Genomic DNA, 24,759 nt, shown 5'->3' on the forward strand with positions numbered 1-24,759 from the left:
ACAGACAAGTGGCCATCGGCAATGGATGATCAAAACAAGAACCTGATCGTTGCGACAGCACTCAGTTTTCTAGTGATCCTGGTGTGGTTCGTGGTGTTCCCGCCACCTGAGCCCACTTCGGTCGACCCCAGCGCCCCGGTCCCCACGGCCAGCGACCACCAGAGCGCCCCGCTCGCGGGCAATCCAGTGGTTGCCGACAGCGCCGCAACTGGCACGGGTCAGACCACCACAGAAGTGGACAGCGCGCCGGACGCGCCCCGGCTCACCATCGACACCCCCAGCCTCCAGGGCACGATCTCCCTCAAGGGTGGGCGGATCGACGATCTGTTCCTCAAGAACTATCGCGAAACCATCGCCGCCGATGCCGATATCGTGCGCCTGCTGGCGCCGGTCGGCAGTGCTGCGCCATATTACGCCCTCTACGGCTGGGCCCCCGGTGCGGGGCTGACGGCCGAGGGCGTGCCCGGCGCCAACACGCTCTGGCAGGTCGAGAGTGGCAGCACGCTTACCCCCGCAAGCCCCGTCACGCTGGTCTGGGACAACGGTGCGGGCCTGATTTTCCGCCGCGAGATCAGCATTGACGAGGATTTCATGTTCTCGGTGCGCCAGTCGGTCGAGAATACCGGCACAAACCCGGTCAGTCTTGCGCCCTACGGCATTCTCGCGCGACACGGGCAGCCTCACGATCTCAAGAATTTCTTTATCCTTCATGAGGGGCTGATTGGCATGGCCGACGGCACGCTCAGCGAAACCGATTATGACGATGTCGAGGAATACGCGTTCAACCCGCGCGAGGGCGCCCCGGCGGAGGTCACGCAGGTGACGGAAAACGGCTGGACCGGATTTACCGATCACTACTGGATGACCACGCTGATCCCCGCCTCGGGCGCCCCGTTCAAGGCGGTCAACAAATATGACCCGCAGCGCGGCATCTATCAGACCGAAACCGTGCAGGCGACGCAGACCGTGGCGCCGGGCCAGATCGCCAGCGCCGAAACCCGTTTGTTTGCCGGGGCCAAGGAATGGGCCACGATCCGGCACTATCAGAACGAGGAAGGGGTCGAGCGTTTCCTCGATTCCATCGACTGGGGCTGGTTTTTCTTTCTGACCAAGCCGATTTTTGCGGCACTGCACTGGCTCAACGCGGTTATCGGCAACATGGGTTGGTCGATCATTGCCCTGACGCTGCTGATCAAGGCTCTGGTGCTGCCGCTGGCATATAAATCCTACGTCTCGATGGCCAAGATGAAGGAACTCCAGCCACAGATGGAAAAGATCAAGGAGATCGCGGGCGACGACCGGCAGAAACTCCAGAAAGAGATGATGGAGCTTTACAAGAAGGAAAAGGTCAATCCGGCCTCGGGCTGCCTGCCGATCCTGTTGCAGATTCCGATCTTCTTTTCGCTCTACAAGGTGATCTTCGTCACGCTGGAACTGCGCCACGCGCCGTGGGTCGGCTGGATCCGGGATCTTTCGGCCCCCGATCCCTCGTCGATCCTGAACCTCTGGGGCGTTTTCCCCTGGGCCTCGCCAGAGCCCGGCTCGATACTCGCGCTGATCTTCATCGGTATCCTGCCGCTCGGACTCGGTATCTCGATGTGGCTCCAGCAAAAGCTGAACCCATCGCCCACCGATCCCACGCAAAAGATGATCTTTGCCTGGATGCCCTGGGTTTTCATGTTCATGCTGGGCAGTTTCGCCAGCGGTCTCGTGCTCTACTGGATCGCCAACAACGTGATCACATTCGCCCAGCAATATCTGATCATGCGCAGCCAGGGCTACAAACCGGATGTCTTCGGCAATATTCTGTCAAGCTTCAAGCGGGAGAAGGCAGTGCCTGAGGCACCGAAAAAGAAAAAATGACAGAGGTTCGCGCCCTCTGGCGGCACCCGATCAAGGGGCATGGGCGCGAGGCGCTCACCTCGGTGTCCGTCACCGCCGGTCAGGCCATGCCCGGCGACCGCCTCTGGGCGGTCGCGCTCGAAATCGCCCGCCTGACCGAGGGCGAGTGGGGCCCCTGCGTCAACTTCTCGCGCGGCTCGAAGACCGGCACGATCATGGCGATCAATGCCCGGCTCGATGAGAGATCAGAGACCGTCACCCTTACCCACCCTGACCGCCCGGACCTATGCTTTCACCCCGATCGCGACCAGCAGGCCTTTCTCGATTGGGTGCGCCCGCTGATGCCGCCCGGAGGCACGCAACCCTTGCGCCTTTACCGGCTTGATGAACGCGGCTTTACCGATACCGATTATCCCTCGGTCAGCCTGCTCAACCTCGCCTCCAACGCCGATCTCGCGGCCAAGATGGGGGCTGAGGTCTCGCCCCTGCGCTGGCGCTGCAACATCCATCTTGACGGACTGGCCCCCTGGGCCGAATTCGATCTCATCGGCCGGCACCTGCGCATCGGCACCGCCGAAATGACCGTGCGCGAACCGATCCGGCGCTGTCTGGCGACCACCGCCAACCCGGCAACGGGCCTGCGCGATCTTGACACGTTGGGCGCGCTCAACCGTCACTTTGACCATCAGGATTTCGGCATCTACGCTGAGGTTGTGAAATCCGGCGAAATCGGGATCGGTGACCGGCTGGAGGTGCTCTGATGCAGCTGCGTTTCCCGCTTGCGCAAGAGCCGGATCAAGAGGCGGCAGAGCAGGGCCGCAAGCTCTTTGCCGGGCCGGTAGAGTTTCTCAAGGGCATCGTGGCGATGTCCGGCCTACCACCTGCCGACCGGCTGGAGGTGTGCTTTGCGGGCCGCTCGAACGTCGGCAAATCCAGCCTGATCAATGCCATTACCGGTCGCAAAGCGCTGGCACGCGCCTCGAACACGCCGGGCCGAACGCAGGAAATCAACTATTTCACGCTGGGCGACAGTCGTTATCTGGTCGATCTGCCCGGCTATGGCTATGCCAATGCGCCGGTCGCCGTGGTGCAGAAATGGCAGGCCCTGCTCAGGCAGTATCTGTCGGGTCGGCAGACCCTGCGCCGCGCCTTTGTGCTGGTCGATGCCCGCCACGGGATCAAGCCGGTGGACGAGGAAATCATGCGCCTGCTGGACAGCGCGGCCGTGACCTTTCAATGCGTGCTGACCAAGACCGACAAAATCAGCACCGCGGAACGCGAGCGCGTGCTGGCGCAGGTGCGCGAGAACCTGGCCCCCCATCCCGCCGCCTTCCCCGAACTGATCCTCACCTCCAGCGAAAAGGGCGAGGGCATCGCCACGCTGCGCGCCACCATTGCCACCCTGGAATGATCCACACAACCCCTTGCGCGCGCGTCCGCTTGCGGGGATAAACGCGCACACACGAGGATCCCGAGGATGAAGACCAGAGACATGAACCGCGACTGGATCGCCACCGCCCGCACCCTCTCCGAGGCGTTGCCCTATCTGCAGCGCTATACCGGCGCGATTGTCGTGATCAAGCTGGGCGGTCATGCTATGGGCAGCGACGAGGCGATGGAGACCTTTGCCCGCGATGTCGTGCTAATGAGCCATGTCGGCGTCAATCCGGTGATCGTGCATGGCGGTGGACCGATGATCAACGAGATGCTGGGCAAGCTGGCGATCAAATCCGAGTTTGTGAACGGCAAGCGCGTCACCGACACAGCCACGATGGAAGTCGTGGAAATGGTGCTCTCGGGCCGCGTCAACAAGCGCATCGTGCAGGCGATCAACCGGCAAGGCGGTCGCGCCGTGGGCCTGTCGGGCAAGGATGCCAATCTCATCACCTGCAACCCGTCGAGTCCCGATCTGGGCCTTGTCGGCGAGCCGTCGGAGATCGACACAAGAATCCTGCGCACGCTATTTGACGCCAACATGATCCCGGTGATCGCCCCCTTGGGCACCGGTCGCGCGGGCGAGACATACAACATCAACGGTGACACGGCGGCTGGCGCGATCGCCGCCGCGCTCAAGGCGGACCGCCTGCTGCTGCTGACCGATATCGACGGGGTGCGCGATGCCTCGGGGCAGGTTGTGACCGAACTCAGCGCCGATCAGATCCGTCAGATGACCCGCGATGGCGTGATCGCGGGCGGTATGATCCCCAAGACCGAAACGGCGCTGGCCGCGATCGAGGGAGGCGTGCGCGCCGTCGTCATCCTGGATGGCCGCGCACCCAATGCAACGCTTCTGGAACTCTATACAGAACATGGCGCAGGCTCGCTGATCCGGGCCAGATGACATCCCTGCGGCAAGGCGCTGCGCCACCTTGTGCGCGAGGCGAAACGGGATAGATTTGCGGTCATGGAAAACGAAGCCCTCATTCGCCTGTCCGTCTTTGCTAGTCTCTTCGCGCTCTTCGCGATGATCGAGGCGCTCGCACCCCGGCGCGTCCGCACACAGCCGCGCCGCAGCCGCTGGATCACCAACTGGGCCATCGTAATCCTGGACACGATCACCCTGCGTCTGCTGGCGCTTGCCCTGCCGCTGCTGGCGGTGGGGGCGGCGGTAGATGCGCAGGCGCAGGGTTGGGGCATGTTCAACGCACTTGACCTGCCGCTCTGGCTGACCATTCCCCTGACCGTGCTGATCTTTGACCTGGCGATCTGGGCGCAGCATCTTGTCACCCACAAGATCCCGCTTCTGTGGCGCTTTCACCGGGTTCACCATGCCGACCGCGATATTGATGTCACGACGGCAATTCGCTTTCACCCGGTCGAGATCGCCTTTTCGATGCTGCTCAAGATCGGGCTGGTCTATCTGTTGGGGCCACCCGCCGCCGGGATCGTCCTGTTCGAGATCATCCTGAACGGCACGGCGATGTTCAACCACGCCAATATCCGCCTGCCGCTCTGGCTGGACCAGGTACTTCGAAGGATTCTCGTCACCCCCGACATGCACCGCGTGCATCATTCAAACCTGCGCAGCGAGCATGACAGTAACTATGGCTTTGCCCTCTCGATCTGGGACCAGATGTTCGACACCTACGTCGCGCAGCCGTCGCGGGGCCATGACGAAATGACCGTCGGACTGGAATGGCAGGACGATCGCCCCTCGCGCCTTGGCTGGGCGCTGGCCCTGCCCTTCCGGCGCAAGTGATGCTGGCCCGCCTCAAGGCCCTGGCCGCCGCGCATCACCTTGCCCTGTTCGGCGCGCTGCATCTGGAGCCGGACGAGGTGCCGGGGCATCGGACGCTGATCCTGCTTGGCCCGTCAGAGCCGGGTTTCTGGACGCATTTCACCGCCACACCGGAATATGCGGACGGCGCGCCCGACCCGATGAACCGCTGGTCAGAGCGGGTGATCCGGGGAATGGCCAGAGACCTTGGGGCGACCGCGCTCTTTCCCTTTGGCGGCCCACCCTGGCAGCCGTTTACCGGCTGGGCGCGGCGCAGCGGGCGCGCCTGGCCCTCGCCCGTCGGCCTTCTGGTGCATGACACCGCCGGGCTCATGGTTTCCTATCGCGGTGCCCTAGCCCTGACCGACCGGCTTGACCTGCCCAAGACCGGAGCCTCGCCCTGTGACGCCTGTGCCGATCAGCCCTGTCGCAACGCCTGTCCGGTCGATGCCCTTGGCCCCGATGCCTATGACGTGCCCGCCTGCAAGGCCGATCTTGACCGTCCCGGCAATGATTGCCGGGCGCGCGGCTGCGCAGTACGCCGCGCCTGCCCGGTCAGTCAGCGTTATGGCCGGCAAGAGACGCAGTCGGCCTTTCATATGGGATATTTCCAGTGAAGACTCTCATCCTGATGCGCCATGCCAAGTCGGACTGGGGCGATTCGCGCCTCAGCGATCACGCCCGTCCGCTCAACGGGCGCGGCAAGCGTTCGGCGACAGCGCTTGGCGACTGGCTGCGGGCGCAGAATCTCCTTCCCGATCAGATTCTCTGCTCCTCGGCCACCCGCGCACAGGAAACCTGTGCGCGGCTCAAACTGCCAAAGATGCACCAGCTGCTGGACAGCCTCTATATGGCCGAGCCCGATGCGATGCTGACCGTCCTGCGCCGCGCGACGGGCGACACCGTTCTGATGATAGGTCACAACCCCGGCATCGCGGAGTTCGCGCACCATCTTGTCACCATACCCCCCGATCACGTGCGCTTTGACGACTACCCGACCGGCGCGACGCTGATCGCGCGCTTCGATATCGCAGATTGGTCCGACCTCCGCCCTGGCACCGGCATGCCGCTTTTCTTCGTCATTCCGCGGGAACTTGACTGAGCGTGCAACATGAAAGGGGCGGCCCGGCGCCGCCCCTTTTCCTGGTCTTGTCCATTTGGCTACGACAGCTCCGGATCCCGTTCAGTGCCCCAGAATCTGACTCAGGAACAGCTTGGTCCGGTCCGATTGCGGGTTGTTGAAGAACTCTTCAGGCTCGTTCTGTTCCACGATCTGTCCCTGATCCATGAAAATCACCCGGTTCGCCACCTTGCGGGCAAAGCCCATCTCGTGGGTCACGCAGATCATGGTCATGCCTTCCTCGGCCAGTTGGATCATGGTGTCGAGCACCTCCGAGATCATCTCGGGATCGAGCGCCGAGGTCGGTTCGTCAAACAGCATGATGCGCGGCCGCATGCAAAGCGAACGCGCTATCGCCACCCGCTGCTGCTGACCGCCCGAGAGCTGGCCGGGGTACTTGTCCGCCTGTTCGGGGATTTTGACCTTGGTGAGGAAATGCATCGCAATCTCCTCGGCCTCCTTCTTGGGTATCTTGCGCACCCAGATCGGCGCGAGGGTGCAGTTTTCCAGAATGGTCAGATGCGGGAAGAGGTTGAAGTGCTGGAACACCATGCCAACCTCTGACCGGATCTTGTCGATATTCTTGAGGTCGTTGGACAGAAGCGTTCCGTCCACCTTGATCGACCCCTTCTGGTGCTCTTCCAGCGCGTTGATGCAACGGATCAGCGTCGATTTTCCCGATCCTGACGGCCCCGCGATGACGATCCGCTCGCCCTGATAAACGGTCAGGTCGATATCGCGTAGAACATGGAACGCGCCATACCATTTGTTCATCTTGACGATCTCGATGGCAACTTCATCGGAGATTTTCATTTGCGTTTCTGCGGCCATAGGTATGACCCTCCTTACCGATGATCGGTCTGAAGCTGACGCTCCAGCCACTGGGAATATTGCGAAATGCCGTAGCAGGTGATGAAGAACAGGACACAGGCAAAGCCAAAGACTTCCCAATAGACCCCGTTCCACTCCGGCGAGGCCAGGATCGGTCCGCGGATCATGCCGACGATGTCGAACATCGAAATGACCGAAACAAGCGTCGTATCCTTGAAGAGCCCCACCGCCACGTTGACGATGCCGGGGATCGAGATCTTGAGCGCCTGCGGCAGGATGATGAGCTGCATCGACTGCGCGTAATCCAGCCCCAGACTGTCAGCCGCCTCATACTGCCCGCGCGGCAGCGCCGCGAGACCACCCCGGATCACCTCGGCGATATAGGCCGACGAGAACATGGTGATCATGATGATCACCCGCAGGATCAGGTCGAAATTCGTACCCGGCGGCAGGAAATAGGCCAGCACCACGTTGGCGACAAAAAGAAGCGTGATCAGCGGCACGCCGCGGATGAACTCGATGAAGACCACGCAGATCCATTTTATGATCGGCATGCTCGATTGCCGCCCGAGCGCCAGAAGGATGCCGATCGGCAGCGAGAGCGACACGCAGACAACCCCCAACATCAGATTGATCATGAACCCGCCCATGTCGCGCGAGGCTACGGCCTCCATGGCCAGAAACCCATCGAATGGCGCCTTGAGGTATCCCGAAAGGATCCAGAACACCAGTGCCGCCAGAAATCCGGCGATCACCGCTACGCCTGCGCTGGTTCTCAGCAGGCGGAAATAGACGAAAATACCAACCAGAACGCCAAGCAGCGCAAAGACCGGCGTTGCAATCGGCCCGCCCCAGATCAGCCAGAAGGCGATAAAGGGATAAAGCCCGGTAAACACCAGGAGCTTGCGTGGAAGATACTTGATGAAGAGCACAGGCGCCACCGCCACGAACAGCAGCACAAAGGCAAGCGTCGGGCGCCAGTAAAGCTCAGGCGGATATTTGAACCCGAACAGCAGTTGGTTCCAGCGCTCGGTCAGAACCGCAAAACAGCCGCCGACCTTGCCGCCCAGAATCTCGCGGCAGGCCGTCAGGCTGGGGCTATCCCAGATGCCATTGATGAACCAGGGTGCCGCGCCCATGACGATCTTGAATATCACATAGGCCGATACCAGCGTAAGCAATGTATTGGCCGGTGACGAAAAGAGATTTTCGCGCAGCCACTTGATAGCTCCGGTTTCCGCAGTGGGTGGCGGCGCCTCCGGCAGCATATGCGAGCGCACGAAAGACAGTTGTTCACGCGACATAGCTCAACGCTCCTTGAGTTTGATGCTGTTGTTATAGACGTTCATCACAGCCGAGATGCTGAGCGAGATCGTCAGATAGAACAACATCAGCAAAAGCACGCTCTCGATCGCCCGACCTGTCTGGTTCAGCGTGATACCCCCCAGAGTGCCGGTTACATCCATATAGCCCACGGCAATGGCCAGAGACGAGTTCTTGGTCAGGTTCAGATATTGCGAGATCAGCGGCGGAATGATCACCCGGAGCGCCTGTGGCAGGATCACGAGATTCATGATACGGCGCGGACGAAGTCCCAGCGAGGCTGCGGCCTCTGTCTGCCCCCGGCTGACCGCCTGAATACCCGCACGCACGTTTTCCGCGATGAACGCACCGGTATAGATCGCCAGGGCGAACCAGAGCGCGATCAGCGAGCCGCGAATATGCAGCCCCCCGCCAAAATTGAAGCCGCGCAGTTCGGGATAATCGAGCGAGATCGGTCGTCCCATGATGAAATAGATCAGGATCGTCGGCACGAACAGGATCACCAGCGACGGCCAGCCCATCGGCAAGAGCCGCCCCGTATCATAAAGCAGCTTGGTCGCGTAGTGGCGATAGTAGAACACCCCAAAGATTGACGCCAGAAAGACCAGCACCACCACAAGCGAACCCGGCCCCCAGATCGGTGCCGGCGTATACACGCCACGATTTGTGAACGCAAAGGAGTCAAACAGCATCGACGCGCTCGCATCCTCCCCACGGAATTGATTGGGCGCGGGCATCACCGCCGTCATGATGGTAAAGATGATCAGGATCCAGATCAGCACCGGCACGTTGCGGAATGCTTCGACATAGATCGCCATCAGCTTGCGCACCAACCAGTTGGGCGAAAGCCGAAGAATCCCTGCCGTCACCCCGAACAGCGTCGCCGTGATACAGCCGAGAAAAGCCACGATCAGCGTGTTGAGCACACCCACGATGGACGCGCGCAGATGGGTCGAGCGGCTGTCATACTCGATCGGTCGCTGGTTGATGTCATAATTGGATGGCTCACCGAGGAATCGGTAAGAGATGTCCTGACCCTGCGACGCAAGGTTCTGGATCAGGTTCATGCCGAGATAGCCGATCAACAGCATCAGCAGCACAAGCGCGATGAACTGAAAGGTGTAAGAGCGATACCGGGTATCGTAGATCAGCGAAGAAAGCTGAAACGACGCCCTTGGGGGGTCGGTCATCGTTGTCATCTGGGATGTTCCCTGTTTCTCGACCCGGTTTTTTATCGGCGATTGCACCGTGGGCCGATTTATTTGTCGTCAGGTGAAAAGGGCGCGGAATGACCCGCGCCCTTCGCCATCCGGTCTTACCGGAAAGGCGGCGAGTAGAGGATGCCGCCATCAGTCCATTGCGCGTTCAGGCCGCGCGCCAGACCGATCGGTGTCTTTTCCCCGATGTTCTTTTCGAACACTTCGCCATAGTTGCCGACCGCCGCAATCGCCCGCTTGGCCCAGTCATTGTCGAGGCCGACCATCGCGCCAAGGTCACCCTCGGTGCCCAGCAGACGATTGATTTCCGGGTTCCCACCCGGAGCCGATCCCAGTTCCGCCACATTCGCGCTCGTCACGCCCAGTTCTTCGGCCGAGATCAGCGCGTTCAGCGTCCAGCGGACGATGTCGCCCCAGTCGTTGTCGCCATGGCGCACAAGCGGACCCAGCGGCTCTTTCGAGATGATTTCCGGCAGGATCACGTGATCGCCCGGATTCTCGAACGCGGCACGGGTCGAGGCAAGACCCGAAGCGTCGGTGGTGTAGGTGTCGCAGGCCCCGGCCAGATACTGCTGCTGGCCTTCAGCGTTGGTTTCGATCGGAACCGGCTCATAGCTGATGTTGTTGGCCCGGAAGAAATCCGCCAGGTTCAGCTCTGTCGTGGTGCCGGTCTGGATACATACGGTTGCGCCATCCAGTTCCTTGGCCGAGCTTACGCCCAGCGACTTGGGAACCAGAAAGCCCTGACCGTCGTAGTAGTTGACACCGACGAAATCGAACTTGAGGTCGGTGTCGCGCGAGAAGGTCCATGTGGTGTTGCGCGCCAGCATGTCGATCTCGCCGGAGGCCAGAGCGGTAAAGCGGGTCTTGCCAGTGGTCGGCACGAATTCGACGGCGGACGCATCCCCCAGAACGGCGGCAGCCACGGCGCGGCACACGGCCACGTCAAAGCCTTCCCAAACGCCGTTGGCATCGGGGGCTGCAAAGCCGACGAGGCCGGTGGTCACGCCGCAGTTCAGCTTGCCACGGGCCTTCACGTCGTCAAGCGTGGCCGCGGCGGATGCCCCTGCAGCAAGACCCGCAACGGTCAGCGTGCCCAAAAATACGGTTCGTTTCATGTTTACCTCTTCCTGATTGTCCACCCTTTCGAGGGCGGTTCGTTCGGCCCTCGCAGGCCGGAGTGACACTGTTTGCGGGACGATAGCCCCCATCAGTGCCAGCAAGTTTGTGTGGATTCATCACGAAACGTCAAGTCTTTGTTCACAAAAACCAATGTCCGGCCCGGGGTTTCCGCGTGGTCAGCTCTGCTTTCCCGCCCAGGTCCGTCACAATCGCGAAAGATCGTGAAAGCGTTTGGCGTGCAGAAAGTCAGATTCTTTCCTCAGCGCCATACATCTCGCCTCTTCGTCGCTACCCCATTGCTCTTCCTGCCAGGTTTCGTCAATCCGGGACAGCCGCCAGAGGTCCTCCGGCGCGTGCAACCCCTCCAGCACGGCAAAACCGATCACCAGTGATCCGCTGAGACTCACAAGATCGTGAAACGCCGTCAGCGCCCAGATATCTAGCGCCGCCACCCGCGCATGCAGATTCTCCAGCGCTTCCGCCCTCTGGGGGACATGCACCACCCCCACAACCGAGGACAGGCGTGCTGCAAGGGCCGATTCGGCCCAATTCAGCAGCGGATCCCAGGCTTCGGCCTGCCGCGCCACCAGTTCCGCCGGACTTTGGGCGCGATAGCAGATCAGATCGCTGTCGCCATAGGCGGCAAGCATCTGCACCACCTCGGCCTTCTGTACGGCCACCTTGTCGAGCGCGGCATTGGCCGAGCGGGTGAAAGGCATCGTATCGGGGTCGATTCGTCCCTCCTGCGTCTGCCACTCCGCAGCGATCACCTCTGCCAGCGCGCGTGTCGGCACGATCAGAGCGACCTTGGCCGGTGTACGCAGGGGGCGTCCGTCAAGATGAACGGTATAGCCACCCGGCACCCCGACAACGCAGGCCTCTTTCCAGAACCGCCTGGCAGCCCACCCGCTCATGCGTTCATCCCCAAACCTTGTCGATCAGGCCAGGCAGGTCGCGGAAATCGCGCGCTATGGCGCACGCCGTGCCCAATGCCTCGGGCCGGTGATAACCCCAGGCGACCCCGATCCCGGCGATGCCCGCCGCCCGCGCCATTTCCATGTCAAAGCTGGTGTCGCCGATCATCACCGCATTCTCCGACGCGACCCCGGTTTCGGCCAGGGCCGCGAGCAGCATGGAAGGATGCGGCTTGGACGGGTGATGATCCGCCACCTGGCGGGTCACGAAATAGGACCGCAGGTCATGCCCGTCCAACAGCTTGTCCAGCCCCCGCGCCGATTTTCCGGTGGCCACGCCCAGCAGATTGCCCTCTGCGGCATGCAGCGCCCGGAGCGTGTCCAGCGCATGCGGATAGAGCGGCGAAGATTGCACCACCCCGGACTGCGCACGCAGGCCCATATAGGCCTCCTTGTACCAGCCAACGATGCATCCGTGCATCTCGTCCGTCAGGTGCGGGGCAAGGCGCGGGATCGCCACATCAAGCGAGAGGCCGACGATGCCCAGCACAGCCTCTCGCAGCGGCGGCGCGTGATCCGCGCGCTCGAAGGCATGGGTCATCGCCGCCAGAATGTCCCCCTGGCTGTCCACCAACGTGCCATCGACATCGAACATGATCAGGCGTTCGGGGCGGCTCATGCCATATCCTCCAGCGGATCCTCCGGGGCCTCGGACGGCATCCACTGGAACAGACCCCAGGTGCGGGTCATATGTTCCGGCAGCGGTGCGGTGACATGCAGGACGGAGCGGGTCACCGGATGCTCGATCCTGAGCGAGCGGGCGTGCAGATGCAGCTTGCGGCTGACATCGCCGCCCAGTTGCGCGCCCCAGCCATCGCCAAGGTTTTCCTGCCCCGAACCGCCATATTTGCCATCGCCCACGATGGGATGCCCGATCTCGGCCATATGCGCGCGCAACTGATGCGTCCGCCCCGTCACCGGAATGAGCGCCATCCACGCGGTGCGCCCGCCCGCCGCCTCGATCACCGCATAATCGGTGGTCGCGGGCTTGGCGCCCGGCGTGCTTTCAACCTCGCGCGGATGGATGCAGAGCATTTTCTCGCCCTCGCCGCCCGCCCCGTGTCCCGGCGCCTTGACGAGGGCGTAGCGGATCGTGCCCATGCGCGGCGTCGGCACACCGGCGACCGCGGCCCAGTAGATCTTGCGCGTCGCACGATGCCGGAACGCAGCCGTCAGCCCCTTGGCCGCCTCGCGGGTGCGCGCGAGCAGCAGCACACCCGACGTGTCCTTGTCCAACCGATGCACCAGCCGGGGCTTTTCCTCCGCGCCAAAACGCAGCGCCTCGGCCAGCCCGTCCACATGCCGCGCCTGTTTGCTGCCACCCTGCACCGGCAGGCCCGGCGGCTTGTTCAGCGCGATGATGTGATCGTCGCGGTAGATCACGCAGGACTGGATCATCTTTGCATCCGCCGGGCTGATCCGCGCCGCCTGCCCGGTGGGCCGTTCGTCACTGTCAGGCAGCGGCGGGATGCGCACGCTTTGCCCGGCCTCCAGCCGGGTCGCGGGTTTGACCCGTCCGCCATCGACGCGCACCTCACCCTTGCGGCACATCTTCTCGATCTGCACCTGCCCGACATGCGGGAATAGACGCCGCAGCCAGCGATCCAGCCGCTGATCGCCCTCGTCCGGCCCGACCGTGCGGGTCTGCACGCCGCTCATGCGACTGCCGCCCGCGTCAGCGCCGCGCCCAGCACCAGTGCCCCGATCGACAGCACGACCGACAGCGCGACATAGATCGCCGCCGCAGCCGCCTGCCCGCGCTCATAAAGCGTGAACGCCTCCACCGAAAAGGCGGAAAATGTGGTGAACCCACCCAGAAGCCCGGTCATCAGCAAAGGGTTGAGATGTCCCAGGTCCCGATGCAGCGACAGGACCATCATCACCCCCATCAGGAAAGAGCCGACGATATTCACCGTCAGCACGCCAAGCGGAAAGCCGGGTCCGGTCAACCGCAACATCGCTAGCCCCACACCAAAGCGCAGGCACGACCCGATTGCGCCGCCGACCGCCACCTGAAGAAAGCTCGTCATCATGCCCGCGTCTGTCGCTCGCACGTCCTGCGATGTCAAGCCACCGGGCCTCTTTTGCCTTTGCGCAAAGGTGGCTAGGGTGTCCCGACCCGGAATTGCGAGGCCCCGACACCATGCCTGATCCCTTCATCCTCCTGCGCCGCCTCTTTGATCGCGCCGTCGCCGTGGCCGATCCGATGCAAAGCCTTGCGGCCTGTCTGCCGGATCGCCCTGCCGGGCGGCTGGTCGTGATCGGTGCGGGCAAGGCCAGCGCGCGCATGGCCGAAGCGGTCGAGGCCGCCTGGGGTCCCTGCGAGGGGCTGGTGATCACCCGCTACGGTTATGCCCGGCCCTGTCAGGGTATCGAGATCGTCGAGGCGGCGCATCCGGTACCGGACGAGGCCGGGCTGCGCGCCACGGCCCGGATGCTGCGACTTGTCGAAGAGTTGGGCGAGGGTGACATGGCGCTGGCGCTCATCTCGGGCGGGGCATCTGCGTTGCTGGTGCAGCCTGCGGGCGCGATCACTCTGGCCGAGAAACAGGCGGTCAACGCCGCGCTGCTGGCATCCGGCGCGCCCATCGGACAGATGAACGTGTTGCGCAAACATCTGAGCCGGGTGAAAGGCGGGCAACTGGCCGCCGCAGCATACCCTGCGCGCATGCTGGCTCTGATGATCTCGGACGTGCCGGGGGATGATCCCGGCATGATCGGATCAGGACCGACCGTGGGCGAGCCGAGCACGCCCGCCGATGCGCTTGGCATCGTCACACGCTATGGCATCGACCTGCCCGAGACGGCGCTGGCGACGCTGGCCGGGCGGAGCGGCGTTGTCCCGCCGGGCGATTCGCGCCTCAGCCGGGTCGAGAACGTGATCTATGCCGCCCCCGGCCAGTCGCTCGCCGCCGCCGCCAAGGTGGCAAGCGCCGAGGGCATCGAAGTGCGCAACCTCGGAGACGCACTCGAAGGCGAGGCGCGCGACATCGCCCGCGCCCATGCCGCACAGGCACTGGAGGTGCAGGCAAGCCTTGCACCGGACGCCGCACCCGTTCTTCTGCTGTCCGGGGGCGAGTTGACCGTGACGCGGCGCGGCAGCGGCGTGGGCGGACCCAACGCCGAATACGCGCTGGCGCTGGCCATCGCGCTGAACCGCGCGCCGGGAATTCATGCCATTGCCTGCGACACCGACGGGGTGGATGGCGCCGCCGAGGTGGCCGGGGCGAAGATTGGCCCTGACACGCTGGCGCAGGCCAGGGCCGTCGGGGTCGATCCGCAGACGGCCCTGGCCGGCAATGACGCCCATTCCTTCTTTGCCGCGCTCGGAGATCAGGTGGTGACCGGGCCGACTCTGACCAATGTCAACGACTTCCGCGGCATTCTGATCGCCCCGGTCTGACACCGCGTCACTTGCAGAACCTGCAGATTCGAGTCGCATCCCGGTCGGCGTTTTGCGATAATGCGTCCGGAAATCAACGGAGACTGCCCATGCAACGCCGATCATTTACCGCCACCCTCGCGGCGCTGATGCTGGCCCCGGCCCTGCCGGCACTTGCCGCACCCACCCGCATGACCGCGCCCGAAATCGAGACGCTGCTGGCGGGCAACACGATTGTCGGCACCTGGTCCGGCACCGCCTACCGGCAGTATTACAATGCGGATGGCAGCACGCTCTATGTGCCCGAGGGCGGCAAGCCGGACGAGGGGCGCTGGCGCGTCAACGCCGAGACCAACGAATACGAGAGCTGGTGGCGCAGCACCGGCTGGACGCCCTACGCGATGGTGCGCAACGACGACGGCAACTATGCCTGGATCAACGGCGACCGGCTGGAGCCGTTTCAGGTGCAGGCCGGGCGACAGGTGGAGTGAACCTTACCCCCGCAACGCCGGCAGCCCAATCCCCGTCGCCTCGAACCCGCCATCGACGGCGATGATCTGGCCAGTGACATAGCTGGCCTTGTCCGAGCAGAGGAAGGTTATGACATTGGCGATCTCGTCCTCGGTGCCGTAGCGGTTGAGCGGGATCGCGTCGTGATAGGCGGCGATGATCTCGGGCGAATGCACTGCCATCGCCAGTTTCGTCGCCACCGGGCCGGGGCAGACGCAATTGGCGCGCACGCCGTATTCGCCGAGTTCAGCCGCCTGTTGCAGTGTCAGATGCCTGACCGCCGCCTTGGACGTTCCATAGGCCACCCGCAGCGTCGAGGCGCGCAGCCCCGAAATCGAGGCGACGTTAACGATTGAACCGCGTGCCGCGCAGAGCGGCTCGCGCAGCGCCTGGGACATCAGGAAAACCCCGTCGAGATTGGTCTCCATCACCACCCGCCAACGGGCGAAATCGGTTTCGGCCAGTGGGCCGAAATCCGCCACGCCCGCGTTGTTGACCAGCGCATCGACGCTGGTGCAGGTCGCGGTCACATGGGCGGCCATCCGGGCCACCTGATCGGGCTGCGACACGTCGCAAACCACCGGATCGGCATTGGCCAGCGGCGCTGCGACCGCTTCCAGCGCGGGCGCGTCGCGGTCGATCATCACGACACGCCAGCCCTGATCGAGGAACTGTCGCGCGGTTGCCAGGCCGATACCGCGCGCGGCACCGGTTACGACGGCTGTCTTGGGGGTATCGGACAACACTTGCTCTCCTCACTTGCCCGCGGGCATATCGCGGCGATAGGGCGCGCGGCCGATGCTGTCATAGGCCTCGAACCCGGCGCGCCGTGCATCCTTGACCGAATAGATGTTGCGCAGATCGGCCATGCGCGGCCTGGCCATCCTGCGCGCCAGCCGCTTGAGATCGAGGGCGCGAAACTCGTTCCATTCGGTCAGGATCACCAGCAGATCGGCCTTGCCCGCGCATTTGTAGGGATCGTCCTGCCAGCTGACCCCAGGCAAGAGCGCCTCGCCCTCGCGCGCGCCCTGCGGATCGCAGACCCTCACACGTGCCCCGGCACCGACCAGCGCCGGAATGATCGTGAGGCTGGGGGCCTCGCGCATGTCGTCGGTGTTGGGCTTGAAGGTCACGCCCAGCACAGCCACGGTCTTGCCGTTGAACGTGCCGTCGCAGAGATCGAGCAGCTTGTCGATCATCCGGCGCTTGACCGTTTCGTTGACGCCGATCACCGTTTCGGTGATCTGCATCGGCAGGCCGTGCTCCTGTCCGATCCGGGCCAGCGCCCTGGTGTCCTTGGGAAAACAGCTGCCGCCATAGCCGGGACCCGCATGCAGGAACTTGTTGCCGATGCGCCCGTCAAGACCGATGCCACGGGCCACTTCCTTGACATCGCCGCCGGTGCGCTCGCAGAGCGCCGCAATCTCGTTGATGAAACTGATCTTGGTGGCAAGAAACGCATTGGCCGCATATTTGATCATCTCGGCCGATTCCAGATCCGTCGTGACAATCGGAAAATCGCGCAGATAGAGCGGGCGGTAGATATCCGCCATGACATCCGCCGCGCGCGTGGACTGCACGCCGACAACCACGCGGTCGGGTTTCATGAAATCGTCGATGGCGGCCCCTTCGCGCAGGAATTCAGGGTTCGAGGCGACATCGAACTCCAGCTCCGGATTGGCCTTTTTCACCACTTGCCTGACGGCGCGGTTGGTTCCGACGGGCACAGTAGACTTGGTGACAATCACCACATAGTCGCGTGCCGCGCGGGCGACCTCCTCGGCGGCAGCCATGACATAGCTCAGATCGGCATGCCCGTCGCCGCGCCTTGTCGGCGTGCCCACGGCAATGAACACCGCCTCGGCCCCTTCGACGGCTTGCACCAGATCGGTGGTAAATTCGAGCCGCCCGGCTTCGACATTCCTGGCCATGAGCGCCTCCAGCCCCGGCTCGAAGATCGGCACCTCGCCCCGCGCCAGCATGGCGATCTTGTCGGGATTCTTGTCCACGCAGACCACCTCATGCCCAAAATCCGAAAAACATACCCCGGACACAAGCCCGACATAGCCGGTGCCGATCATTGCGATTTTCATCAGGTCCGCCTGTCAACTCCACACATCCGCCCGATCCGGTATGCGGTGCCCGAGGCGGATAGTCAACAAACCGCCCGAGAGATTGGACAGCGCCCACGCGGCGCGTTATGAGCCGGGGACAACGGTTGCCTGCCGGATCGGGTATCGGCTGAGGGAAATGACATGGGTGAGAAACTCTTTGGCACCGACGGGGTGCGCGGGCAGGCCAACAGCTGGCCGATGACCGCCGACATGGCGCTGCGTCTGGGCGCCGCCGCCGGGCGCTATTTCCGGCGCGACAAGCAGGACAAGCAGGAACATCGTGTCGTGATCGGCAAGGACACGCGGCTGTCGGGCTACATGATCGAATACGCGCTGACCGCCGGATTCGCCTCGACGGGGATGAACGTGTTTCTGCTCGGGCCGGTGCCGACGCCCGCGATCGGCTATCTCACGCACAGCCTGCGCGCCGATGTTGGCGTGATGATCTCGGCCAGCCACAACCCGGCGTCGGATAACGGGATCAAGCTGTTTGGCCCGGACGGCTACAAGCTGAGCGATGAGGCCGAGGCCGGGATCGAGGCGCTGCTGAATAACGGTGTCACCCCCGCCGCGCCCGAGAATATCGGCCGCGCCAAACGGATCGACGACGCGCGCGGGCGTTACGTGGAATATGCCAAGACCACCTTTCCCCACCGCCGTCGCCTGGAAGGTCTGCGCATCGTGCTGGATTGCGCCAATGGCGCCGCCTATCGCACCGCCCCCGAGGTGCTGTGGGAACTGGGCGCCGAGGTGATCACCCTGGGGGTGGAACCAGACGGGTTCAACATCAATCTCGACTGCGGCTCGACCAAGCCGCAGGCCGCCGCGCGCAGGGTGTTGGACACCCGCGCCGATCTGGGCATCTGTCTTGATGGCGACGCGGATCGCGTGGTGCTGATCGACGAGACAGGCCGGATCGCCGATGGCGATCAGCTGATGGCGCTGATTGCCACCCGCTGGGCGCAGGAGGGGCGGCTGGCGGGCAATACGCTGGTGGCGACGGTGATGTCGAATCTGGGGCTGGAGCGGCATCTGAACGCACAGGGAATCGCATTGAAACGCACCCCGGTCGGAGACCGCTACGTGGTCGAGGAAATGCGCGCGGGCGGGCATAATCTGGGTGGCGAGCAATCGGGCCATATCGTGATGACGGATTACGCCACCACCGGCGACGGTCTGATCGGAGCCTTGCAATTTCTCGCCGCCATGGTCGAAACCGGCCAACCGGCCAGCGAACTGATGCAGGTGTTTACGCCCGTGCCGCAGCAACTGGTCAATGTGCGATTTGCCAAGGGCAAGACGCCGCTCAAGAGCGATGCGGTGCAGAGCGCGATCCTTGAGGCAGAGCGCGCGCTTGGCGCTGACGGGCGGTTGCTGATCCGGCCCTCGGGCACCGAACCGCTGATCCGGGTCATGGCCGAGGCGCTGGATCCGGCCCAGCTGGAACGGGTGCTGAGCAGCGTCGTCGACGCCGTACGGCGTGAAAGCTAGGCGCGAGCTCGAGCGATGTCCTGCCCCAAGAGACCCCCGATCATCCGCGCCAGCTCCGCCGCCTGATCACCAAAGCCGCAAACGCGATGTGCAGGAAACTGCGCGGGATCGCACATGAGCGCCGCCACTATCTGCGGGCGCAGCGCCTCTGGCCCCGCGCCGATGGGGATCAGCGTCTCGGGCCGCACTGCCGTATGTTCGGTGGTGCCGCCGCTATCGGTCTGGATCACCTGAATACCGCGCGCCAGCGCCTCGCGAATCGCCAGCCCATAGGTTTCCTTCCACTGCGATGCGAACAAGAGCACATCAATCCTGGCATAGAACGCATCCATCCCGGCCTGATCGAACCGCGGATACACCTGCCAATCGCCATCCAGCCCCGTCAGGTCGTGCCCACGCCACCAGTTGCCATCGAGGCTGCCATCGACCAGATAGCCCCTGAAATCGCTGCGCCCCAGCCCGGTGAACGTGCGCCGTATGAGCGGCCAACCCTTGATCTGCGAGGGTCCGCCGAGAAAACCGAAGGCTATTCGCGGATCGCCCGCCCGCCGCGCCGCCTGCATCCTGAAAAATCCCTCGTCCGGCAGGGTGACACCATTGGGCCAGACCACGCCCTTGCCGGGCGCAAGACCGGATGCCTCGCTCAGATCGCGCGCAAATTGGCTGGGGTAGGTGACGATATCGGCCTGCGCGGCCTGCTGAAACAAGAAGTCCTGCCGCGTGCGCGCCGCACTCATCTCCTGCACGCAGCCCCGGCAGCGGGTGATATCCACCGGATTCTGCCCGCAATAACGCTGATCGGAACGGATCATGAATTGCCGCTCGCACAGCCACCAGAAATCATGCACGCTCAGGATCGTCGGCAGACCGCGCGCCCGCGCCGCCTGAAGAAAGCCCGCGCCCATGTCCTGAACGCAATGGGCATGCAACAGGTCAGGTGCCAGTTGATCCATCAGCCGCGCGACAATCTCGGTCACGCGCGAGTTGTTGTAGATCTCGGCATAGGACACCTGCGGCGGCAGGTTGATCAGGTAATTCGTGATCCCCGCCACCTCGGAACGGATCAACCCGTAAGGGACCAGATCCGCCCGACGGCACACCGACACCGCCGTGACGCGCATCCCGTGCCTGCGGATCAGCGCGCGCGCCACCTCTTCGGCCACGATCGTCGCACCGCCATAGGTGAAAGGCGCAAAGAACACGTTGGCCAGCAGGATATGCCGCCCGCTCATCCGCGCACCCATTCGAGCAACTCCGGCGCAATGATGTGGGCGGCCTCTTGCCCCGACCAGCGGGTTTCCAGATCGCGGCGCGCCGCCGCCCCCATGGCCCGCGTTCCCGCAGGATCGTCGGCAAGCGTCTCGAGCGCGCTCAGCCAGCCGCTGTCGTCCGGCACCACGATGCCGGTCCGCCCGCCGCGGACCACATGTGCCATGTCGCTCACCCGCCCGACGATGCTGGGCAGGCCGACGGCGGCGGCGTCGATCACGCGCACCGCGCTCTTGCAGCGGTTGAACAGATCGTCTGCCAGCGGCATGACCGCGCAATCGGCCCGAGCCAGGCTGTGCAGATAACTGTCATAGGTGCTAAATCCATGCACCTCGACACGATCCCGCAGGACCGTTGGCAACCGGCGTGTGTCGAAATGCCCCAGAATCACAAGACGGCGGTTGCCCGCCCCGTCGAGAAACGCCGCAATCTGATCCGCGATCACCGCGAAATCGGCCTCATGCCCCTGCGACCCGCTGGCGAACGCGACCCGAAACAGGCTGTCATCGCGCGCTGCCGCCTCTGCAAGCGCAAGGCGGCCCTGATCCAGCGTCTGCGCATCCGCGAAATTGCGCCGCACAAAGACCGGGCGCGGCGTGAAATCGCGGGTATGGGCGGCCATGCCCGGCGTCGAGACCGACAGGATATCGGCGCCGTTCATCGTCTCCAGATAGCTTGGCGCCTCGGTCAGAAAATGCTGCTTCAGACTCGGATCGAGGGCGGTCATGTTGTGATAGGTCTCATAGGCCGGAACCGAGAATAACGGATCGTCAAGATCGTAGAGAACCGGCAGCTTCAGCCGCCGCGCCTCGTAGCGATACATCGCGTTCACCGGCATCGCCCTTAGCCGGTATTCGATCAGATGCGTGGCCTCCTGCAGCGCATGCACCGAGCGCGGCACGTCCAGATAATGCGAATGGACTACCTCGACATCGCGCGCCAGCCAGAACGCGGCCAGTTGCTCGACCCGGTATTTGCGGCATTGCGGCAGGTTGAGATCGCCGATGAGCGCGATCCTGCGCCGTCGCGACAGCACGGCGGGCGGCTGGCTGACCGCGAATCCCCCGGCGCGCGCAAGGCTCTGCCATGTGCCGGACAGGTAAAAGGCCGCCACGCCGGACGGCACATCGGTCGCGGGCGCCACCGCACTGCGCCCGTCACCGCGCCACACCCTGCCGGCATGGATCCGCGCCTTGCGCAGGGCCTGCGTCAGCCCTTCCTCCCGAGCCGACGCACAAAAGCGCCAAATCAGCGCGGGACGAAGAAGCGTTCGGAGCATGCGTCACTCAACCTATGCACGACAGGAGATCGTCGCTCACGGTCAGTCTTGGGATCTTATGGTTGATAAAGGGTTAAGGTTTGCGGCCTGCCGACGGATGAGCGCAGATGAAACCCGTGCCCAACGGATCAGAGACGCCGCAGCAATGCCGATAGCCACAGCGCGCAACTGCCCGGCAGATGTTGCCGGTAGAGCCCCAGCCGCCAGAGCCGCCAGAGCCGGTGCAGGCAGAACCGGCTGTCGCGCATCCGGGCAAACCCCTCCAGCAGCGCCTGATTTTCTGGCGTGAAGCGATGCGCCGAGCCTTGCAGGGCGCGGATGTTGATGTCGTTCCAGAGGCGGAATTGCCCCCGCAGGACCATCATCATCCGTTTGCCGCGCGCGCGCAGCGTGTCATTGGCTCCGATCTGATTGCCGGAATGCTGGCGATAGAGCACCAGCGCCGCGTCATCATGGACAACAACGCCACCCACCCCCGAAACGATCTGGTAGATCCACCAGTCGTGAATCACCAGATCTTGCACTTCCACCGCCGCTGCAACGATCAGGCGCGTGGCCGCCAGGTTGAGCAGGATGGTGTTGCCCGCCGCGATATTCTGCACCAGAGCATTGCAAAATCCCGGCGGCCGGGGGCGCGACGGCGACCGCCGCAGCGGCCGCAACTGCGGGTCGGTGATGGTCAGACGGCTACAGAAAAGCGCAGGCGTCGTCTCAGGGACATGCGATAGCGCCGCCAACCCGCGTTCCAGCCGCGCGGGGTACCAAACATCGTCCTGATCGCTGAAGGCGGTCCAGCCCTCGTCATCCCCGTATTGCCCAAGCTGCCGGATCAGGAACAGAAAGTTCGCGGCCGCGCCGGCCTGAGGCCCCTCAAGCACGGTCAGACCACCGTCCCGCGCGGCAAACTCTGACAGGATGACCCTGCTGTGATCCTGCGAACCGTCATCGCTGGCCAGTATATGCCAGTTGGCATGGGTCTGGGCGGCGATACTGTCCAGTTGCTCGCGCAGATGCGCAGCCCCGTTTCGCACCGCCATGAGAATCGCGATGCGCGCCTGCGACGCGACGACGGGTGGGCGGGCCGTCACGGCCTCACCACCCATTCGCCCGGCCGCTCTGCACTGGCAGCGCCATCTCGTGCTCGTGATGCGCGATCGCCGCCTCAAGGTCATTGTAGAACACCAGCCGCCCCTCTTCGAGTACTGCCGCCATGTCGCACATCCGGCGCACCATCGGCATCGAATGGGTCACCACGATGGCGCCCGAGGTCTTGCGCCGTTCGTCAAAGACCCGGATGCTTTTCCGCCGGAATGCCCCGTCCCCGACCGAGGTCACCTCGTCCACCAGATAGGTGTCGAACGGAATACCCATCGAGACGCCGAACGACAGCCGCGACCGCATCCCCGAAGAATAGCTCCTGAGCGGCATCCGGAACTGTCTTCCCAGTTCTGCAAAGTCCTCGACGAAATCGACCAGTTCATCGGTATCGACACCGTAAAGCCGGGCGACAAAGCGGGTGTTCTGCAGCCCGGTGAGATCCGGGTGAAAGGAACCTGCAAAGCCCACCGGATAGGAAACCGATCCCTCCGATACAACGCAACCGGATGTCGGGCGGATCGTGCCGGCGATGATCTGGAGCAGAGTGCTCTTGCCCGCGCCGTTGCGCCCGAGCAGGGCCACGCTGCGCCCCTCGGGAAAGGTCGCGGTCACGTTGTCGATGACGGTCTTGCGCTCGCCCCTCATGGCGAAGGATTTGCTCAGGCGTTCCAGACGGATCATCCCGGCCCCGCTCAGGAACGGTCACGGACGCTGTAATAGACCAGCCCCGCAATTGCCCAGGAAAAGAGCAGAAACAACAGGATCAGCGACAGGATCTTGCCCCGCTCCGGGTAATCGGACCTCTCGGCCAGTGTCGGGCGCACATGGGCCGCCAGATACCGGCTCTGGCGGCGCGCGTCGGCCTGTGCCGCGTCAAATGTCGCCAGCGCCGCAGTATAGGCGCTCTCGGCGAATTCGCGGTCCACGATCAGGCCCTCGTATTCGCCGACGAGATTGGCAAAGACATCACTGCGCTCGCGCCCCCCCGCGCCAAGCCCCAGCTTGTGCCGTTCAGCGGCGATCCGCCCCTCGATCACCGCCACGCGCCGCCGGGCCTGAGCCACGCGCGGATCGCTCTCGCGGGTGGTCTCGGTAAGCAGATCGAGTTCGATCAGCGCACCCGCCAGCTGCTGCTGCAAGGTCACCAGAAGACCCATCTGGTTCTGCGTGTCGATGCCGGGATCGACGATCTGCGTGCGGTTGCGAAACGTGGTCAGCGCTTGCCGCGCCATGCGCAGGCGTTGCAGCGCCACATCAAGCTCGTCGCGCGCATAGCCGATGGCATCCTCGCGCGCGAGCGCCGAGATCCTGTTGATCATGCGCGAGCTTTCGTCGAGCAACGCCTCGGCGATTCTCTGGGCGTCGAGCGGATCAAAGGCCAGAATGCGCAGGTCGATCATGCCCGAACCGCTGTCATGGATGATCGTGATCATCTTTTCCCACTGGCCCATCAGATCCTCGATGGTTCCGGGTGTCCGGTAGGCATGGACCGGATCCTGCGAGGGGCTGACCCTTGACCAGATAGCCCGCAGGTCGACCCGTTCATCGACCTTGCGCACCAGTTCCTGGCTAGTCAGATAGGCAAACAGGATGTCCGTATCCGAAGAGCTGGAACCCGACAGTTCGGTGATGCCGCCCAGGATCTCGATCGCGGCGCTTTTCTCCTCGGTGCGCACCGAGAACCCGACATGCGAGGCGTATTGATCCGCAGCCCGCGCGTAGAGGTAATAACCTGCCCCGACAACCGGCAGTACGACTATAAGCACAAAGCTCAGGAACAGAAACCTATGGCGGGGCCTGACACGGCTGGCCGAGGCGGGCAGGGGAATGGCGGCAATCCGGGGCGGCGGCGCCGGGACGTGAACCGGCCTTGCAGGGGTATCTGCCCCATGATTTCGCCGTGCCGCTTCGTTGCCTGTCATGTCAGTGGCGCCTTGCTCTGCATCCATAAAGAAAATCTTAACTTCAAA

General features: G+C 63.7%; 25 protein-coding genes. 10 read left to right on the top strand and 15 right to left on the bottom strand.

All coding sequences use genetic code 11. The features are described 5' to 3' along the window. Positions 1-21 precede the first annotated feature (21 nt). The 7 genes from yidC (at position 22) to BSG08_RS09130 (ending at position 6,161) form a co-directional block, all read left to right on the top strand. Positions 22-1,863: a membrane protein insertase YidC gene (gene yidC / locus BSG08_RS09100; RefSeq protein ID WP_093035462.1), complete on the top strand. Its 1,842-nt coding sequence runs from the start codon at positions 22-24 to the stop codon at positions 1,861-1,863. Then, positions 1,860-2,603 carry an MOSC domain-containing protein gene (locus tag BSG08_RS09105; protein ID WP_093035465.1) on the top strand — a complete coding sequence of 248 codons (744 nt, stop codon included), beginning with the start codon at positions 1,860-1,862 and terminating at the stop codon, positions 2,601-2,603. The genes yidC and BSG08_RS09105 overlap by 4 nt, the downstream gene beginning before the upstream one ends. After that, entirely contained in the window at positions 2,603-3,253 is a 651-nt protein-coding gene (gene yihA / locus BSG08_RS09110; protein WP_093035469.1) for a ribosome biogenesis GTP-binding protein YihA/YsxC, read from the top strand. Before BSG08_RS09105 ends, yihA begins: the two co-directional genes overlap by 1 nt. Before the next feature lie 66 nt (positions 3,254-3,319). Next, a complete protein-coding gene (gene argB / locus BSG08_RS09115) occupies positions 3,320-4,183 on the top strand; it encodes an acetylglutamate kinase (protein WP_093035472.1) in 864 nt (287 codons plus the stop codon). A gap of 63 nt (positions 4,184-4,246) precedes the next feature. Further along, positions 4,247-5,041, top strand: a complete 795-nt coding sequence (locus tag BSG08_RS09120) for a sterol desaturase family protein (protein ID WP_093035475.1) — start codon at positions 4,247-4,249, stop codon at positions 5,039-5,041. Next, positions 5,041-5,676 carry a ferredoxin gene (locus tag BSG08_RS09125; RefSeq protein WP_093035478.1) on the top strand — a complete coding sequence of 212 codons (636 nt, stop codon included), beginning with the start codon at positions 5,041-5,043 and terminating at the stop codon, positions 5,674-5,676. The genes BSG08_RS09120 and BSG08_RS09125 overlap by 1 nt, the downstream gene beginning before the upstream one ends. Continuing rightward, the gene (locus tag BSG08_RS09130; protein ID WP_093035481.1) at positions 5,673-6,161 is read left to right on the top strand and encodes a SixA phosphatase family protein; all 489 of its coding nucleotides are present in this window, start codon (positions 5,673-5,675) and stop codon (positions 6,159-6,161) included. Before BSG08_RS09125 ends, BSG08_RS09130 begins: the two co-directional genes overlap by 4 nt. 81 nt (positions 6,162-6,242) lie before the next feature. On the opposite strand, the gene BSG08_RS09135 is transcribed toward BSG08_RS09130, so the two are convergent. The 8 genes from BSG08_RS09135 to crcB all read right to left on the bottom strand — a co-directional run bounded on the left by BSG08_RS09135 (position 6,243) and on the right by crcB (position 13,679). Further along, positions 6,243-7,010, bottom strand: a complete 768-nt coding sequence (locus BSG08_RS09135; RefSeq protein ID WP_093035484.1) for an amino acid ABC transporter ATP-binding protein — start codon at positions 7,008-7,010, stop codon at positions 6,243-6,245. A gap of 14 nt (positions 7,011-7,024) precedes the next feature. Further along, positions 7,025-8,314 carry an amino acid ABC transporter permease gene (locus tag BSG08_RS09140; RefSeq protein WP_093035487.1) on the bottom strand — a complete coding sequence of 430 codons (1,290 nt, stop codon included), beginning with the start codon at positions 8,312-8,314 and terminating at the stop codon, positions 7,025-7,027. A gap of 3 nt (positions 8,315-8,317) precedes the next feature. After that, positions 8,318-9,532, bottom strand: coding sequence for an amino acid ABC transporter permease (locus BSG08_RS09145; protein WP_093035490.1), 1,215 nt, complete (start codon positions 9,530-9,532; stop codon positions 8,318-8,320). 116 nt (positions 9,533-9,648) lie between these two features. Next, entirely contained in the window at positions 9,649-10,668 is a 1,020-nt protein-coding gene (locus BSG08_RS09150) for an amino acid ABC transporter substrate-binding protein (protein WP_093035493.1), read from the bottom strand. Positions 10,669-10,875: 207 nt separating this feature from the next. Next, the gene (locus BSG08_RS09155; protein WP_093035496.1) at positions 10,876-11,586 is read right to left on the bottom strand and encodes an ATP12 family chaperone protein; all 711 of its coding nucleotides are present in this window, start codon (positions 11,584-11,586) and stop codon (positions 10,876-10,878) included. A gap of 4 nt (positions 11,587-11,590) precedes the next feature. Then, complete coding sequence (locus BSG08_RS09160; RefSeq protein WP_093035499.1) at positions 11,591-12,265, bottom strand: HAD-IA family hydrolase; 675 nt, start codon at positions 12,263-12,265, stop codon at positions 11,591-11,593. Continuing rightward, positions 12,262-13,305, bottom strand: coding sequence for an RluA family pseudouridine synthase (locus BSG08_RS09165; RefSeq protein WP_093035502.1), 1,044 nt, complete (start codon positions 13,303-13,305; stop codon positions 12,262-12,264). Before BSG08_RS09165 ends, BSG08_RS09160 begins: the two co-directional genes overlap by 4 nt. Next, entirely contained in the window at positions 13,302-13,679 is a 378-nt protein-coding gene (crcB, locus tag BSG08_RS09170; protein WP_093035505.1) for a fluoride efflux transporter CrcB, read from the bottom strand. The genes BSG08_RS09165 and crcB overlap by 4 nt, the downstream gene beginning before the upstream one ends. A gap of 110 nt (positions 13,680-13,789) precedes the next feature. Between crcB and BSG08_RS09175 the strand changes: the two genes are divergently transcribed. Further along, complete coding sequence (locus tag BSG08_RS09175; protein WP_093035508.1) at positions 13,790-15,049, top strand: glycerate kinase type-2 family protein; 1,260 nt, start codon at positions 13,790-13,792, stop codon at positions 15,047-15,049. An 89-nt stretch (positions 15,050-15,138) separates the two neighbouring features. Continuing rightward, positions 15,139-15,519, top strand: coding sequence for a hypothetical protein (locus BSG08_RS09180; RefSeq protein ID WP_093035511.1), 381 nt, complete (start codon positions 15,139-15,141; stop codon positions 15,517-15,519). A 3-nt stretch (positions 15,520-15,522) separates the two neighbouring features. Here BSG08_RS09180 and BSG08_RS09185 read toward each other — a convergent pair whose 3' ends face one another. Together BSG08_RS09185 and BSG08_RS09190 are read right to left on the bottom strand one after the other, a co-directional pair. Next, complete coding sequence (locus BSG08_RS09185; protein ID WP_093035514.1) at positions 15,523-16,281, bottom strand: SDR family NAD(P)-dependent oxidoreductase; 759 nt, start codon at positions 16,279-16,281, stop codon at positions 15,523-15,525. A 12-nt stretch (positions 16,282-16,293) separates the two neighbouring features. Continuing rightward, on the bottom strand, positions 16,294-17,631 hold the full coding sequence (locus BSG08_RS09190; RefSeq protein WP_093035517.1) for a UDP-glucose dehydrogenase family protein: 1,338 nt from the start codon (positions 17,629-17,631) through the stop codon (positions 16,294-16,296). A 162-nt stretch (positions 17,632-17,793) separates the two neighbouring features. Between BSG08_RS09190 and glmM the strand changes: the two genes are divergently transcribed. Beyond that, positions 17,794-19,143 (top strand): phosphoglucosamine mutase, encoded by a 1,350-nt coding sequence (gene glmM / locus BSG08_RS09195; RefSeq protein WP_093035520.1) that lies wholly within the window; start codon positions 17,794-17,796, stop codon positions 19,141-19,143. Here the strand turns inward: glmM and BSG08_RS09200 are convergent. The 5 genes from BSG08_RS09200 to BSG08_RS09220 form a co-directional block, all read right to left on the bottom strand. Then, complete coding sequence (locus tag BSG08_RS09200) at positions 19,140-20,375, bottom strand: glycosyltransferase (protein WP_175544744.1); 1,236 nt, start codon at positions 20,373-20,375, stop codon at positions 19,140-19,142. The two genes, glmM and BSG08_RS09200, sit on opposite strands and share 4 nt — an antisense overlap. Continuing rightward, positions 20,372-21,691, bottom strand: a complete 1,320-nt coding sequence (locus BSG08_RS09205; protein ID WP_093035526.1) for a glycosyltransferase — start codon at positions 21,689-21,691, stop codon at positions 20,372-20,374. The genes BSG08_RS09200 and BSG08_RS09205 overlap by 4 nt, the downstream gene beginning before the upstream one ends. A 128-nt stretch (positions 21,692-21,819) precedes the next feature. Then, the gene (locus BSG08_RS09210; protein WP_093035529.1) at positions 21,820-22,794 is read right to left on the bottom strand and encodes a glycosyltransferase; all 975 of its coding nucleotides are present in this window, start codon (positions 22,792-22,794) and stop codon (positions 21,820-21,822) included. Further along, positions 22,784-23,470, bottom strand: coding sequence for an ABC transporter ATP-binding protein (locus BSG08_RS09215; protein ID WP_093035532.1), 687 nt, complete (start codon positions 23,468-23,470; stop codon positions 22,784-22,786). The genes BSG08_RS09210 and BSG08_RS09215 overlap by 11 nt, the downstream gene beginning before the upstream one ends. A gap of 11 nt (positions 23,471-23,481) precedes the next feature. After that, positions 23,482-24,711, bottom strand: coding sequence for a KpsE/RkpR family capsule polysaccharide export protein (locus tag BSG08_RS09220; RefSeq protein WP_245770644.1), 1,230 nt, complete (start codon positions 24,709-24,711; stop codon positions 23,482-23,484). Positions 24,712-24,759: the final 48 nt, after the last annotated feature.

The organism is Roseovarius azorensis, assembly GCF_900109455.1.
Classification (GTDB): Bacteria; Pseudomonadota; Alphaproteobacteria; order Rhodobacterales; family Rhodobacteraceae; genus Roseovarius; species Roseovarius azorensis.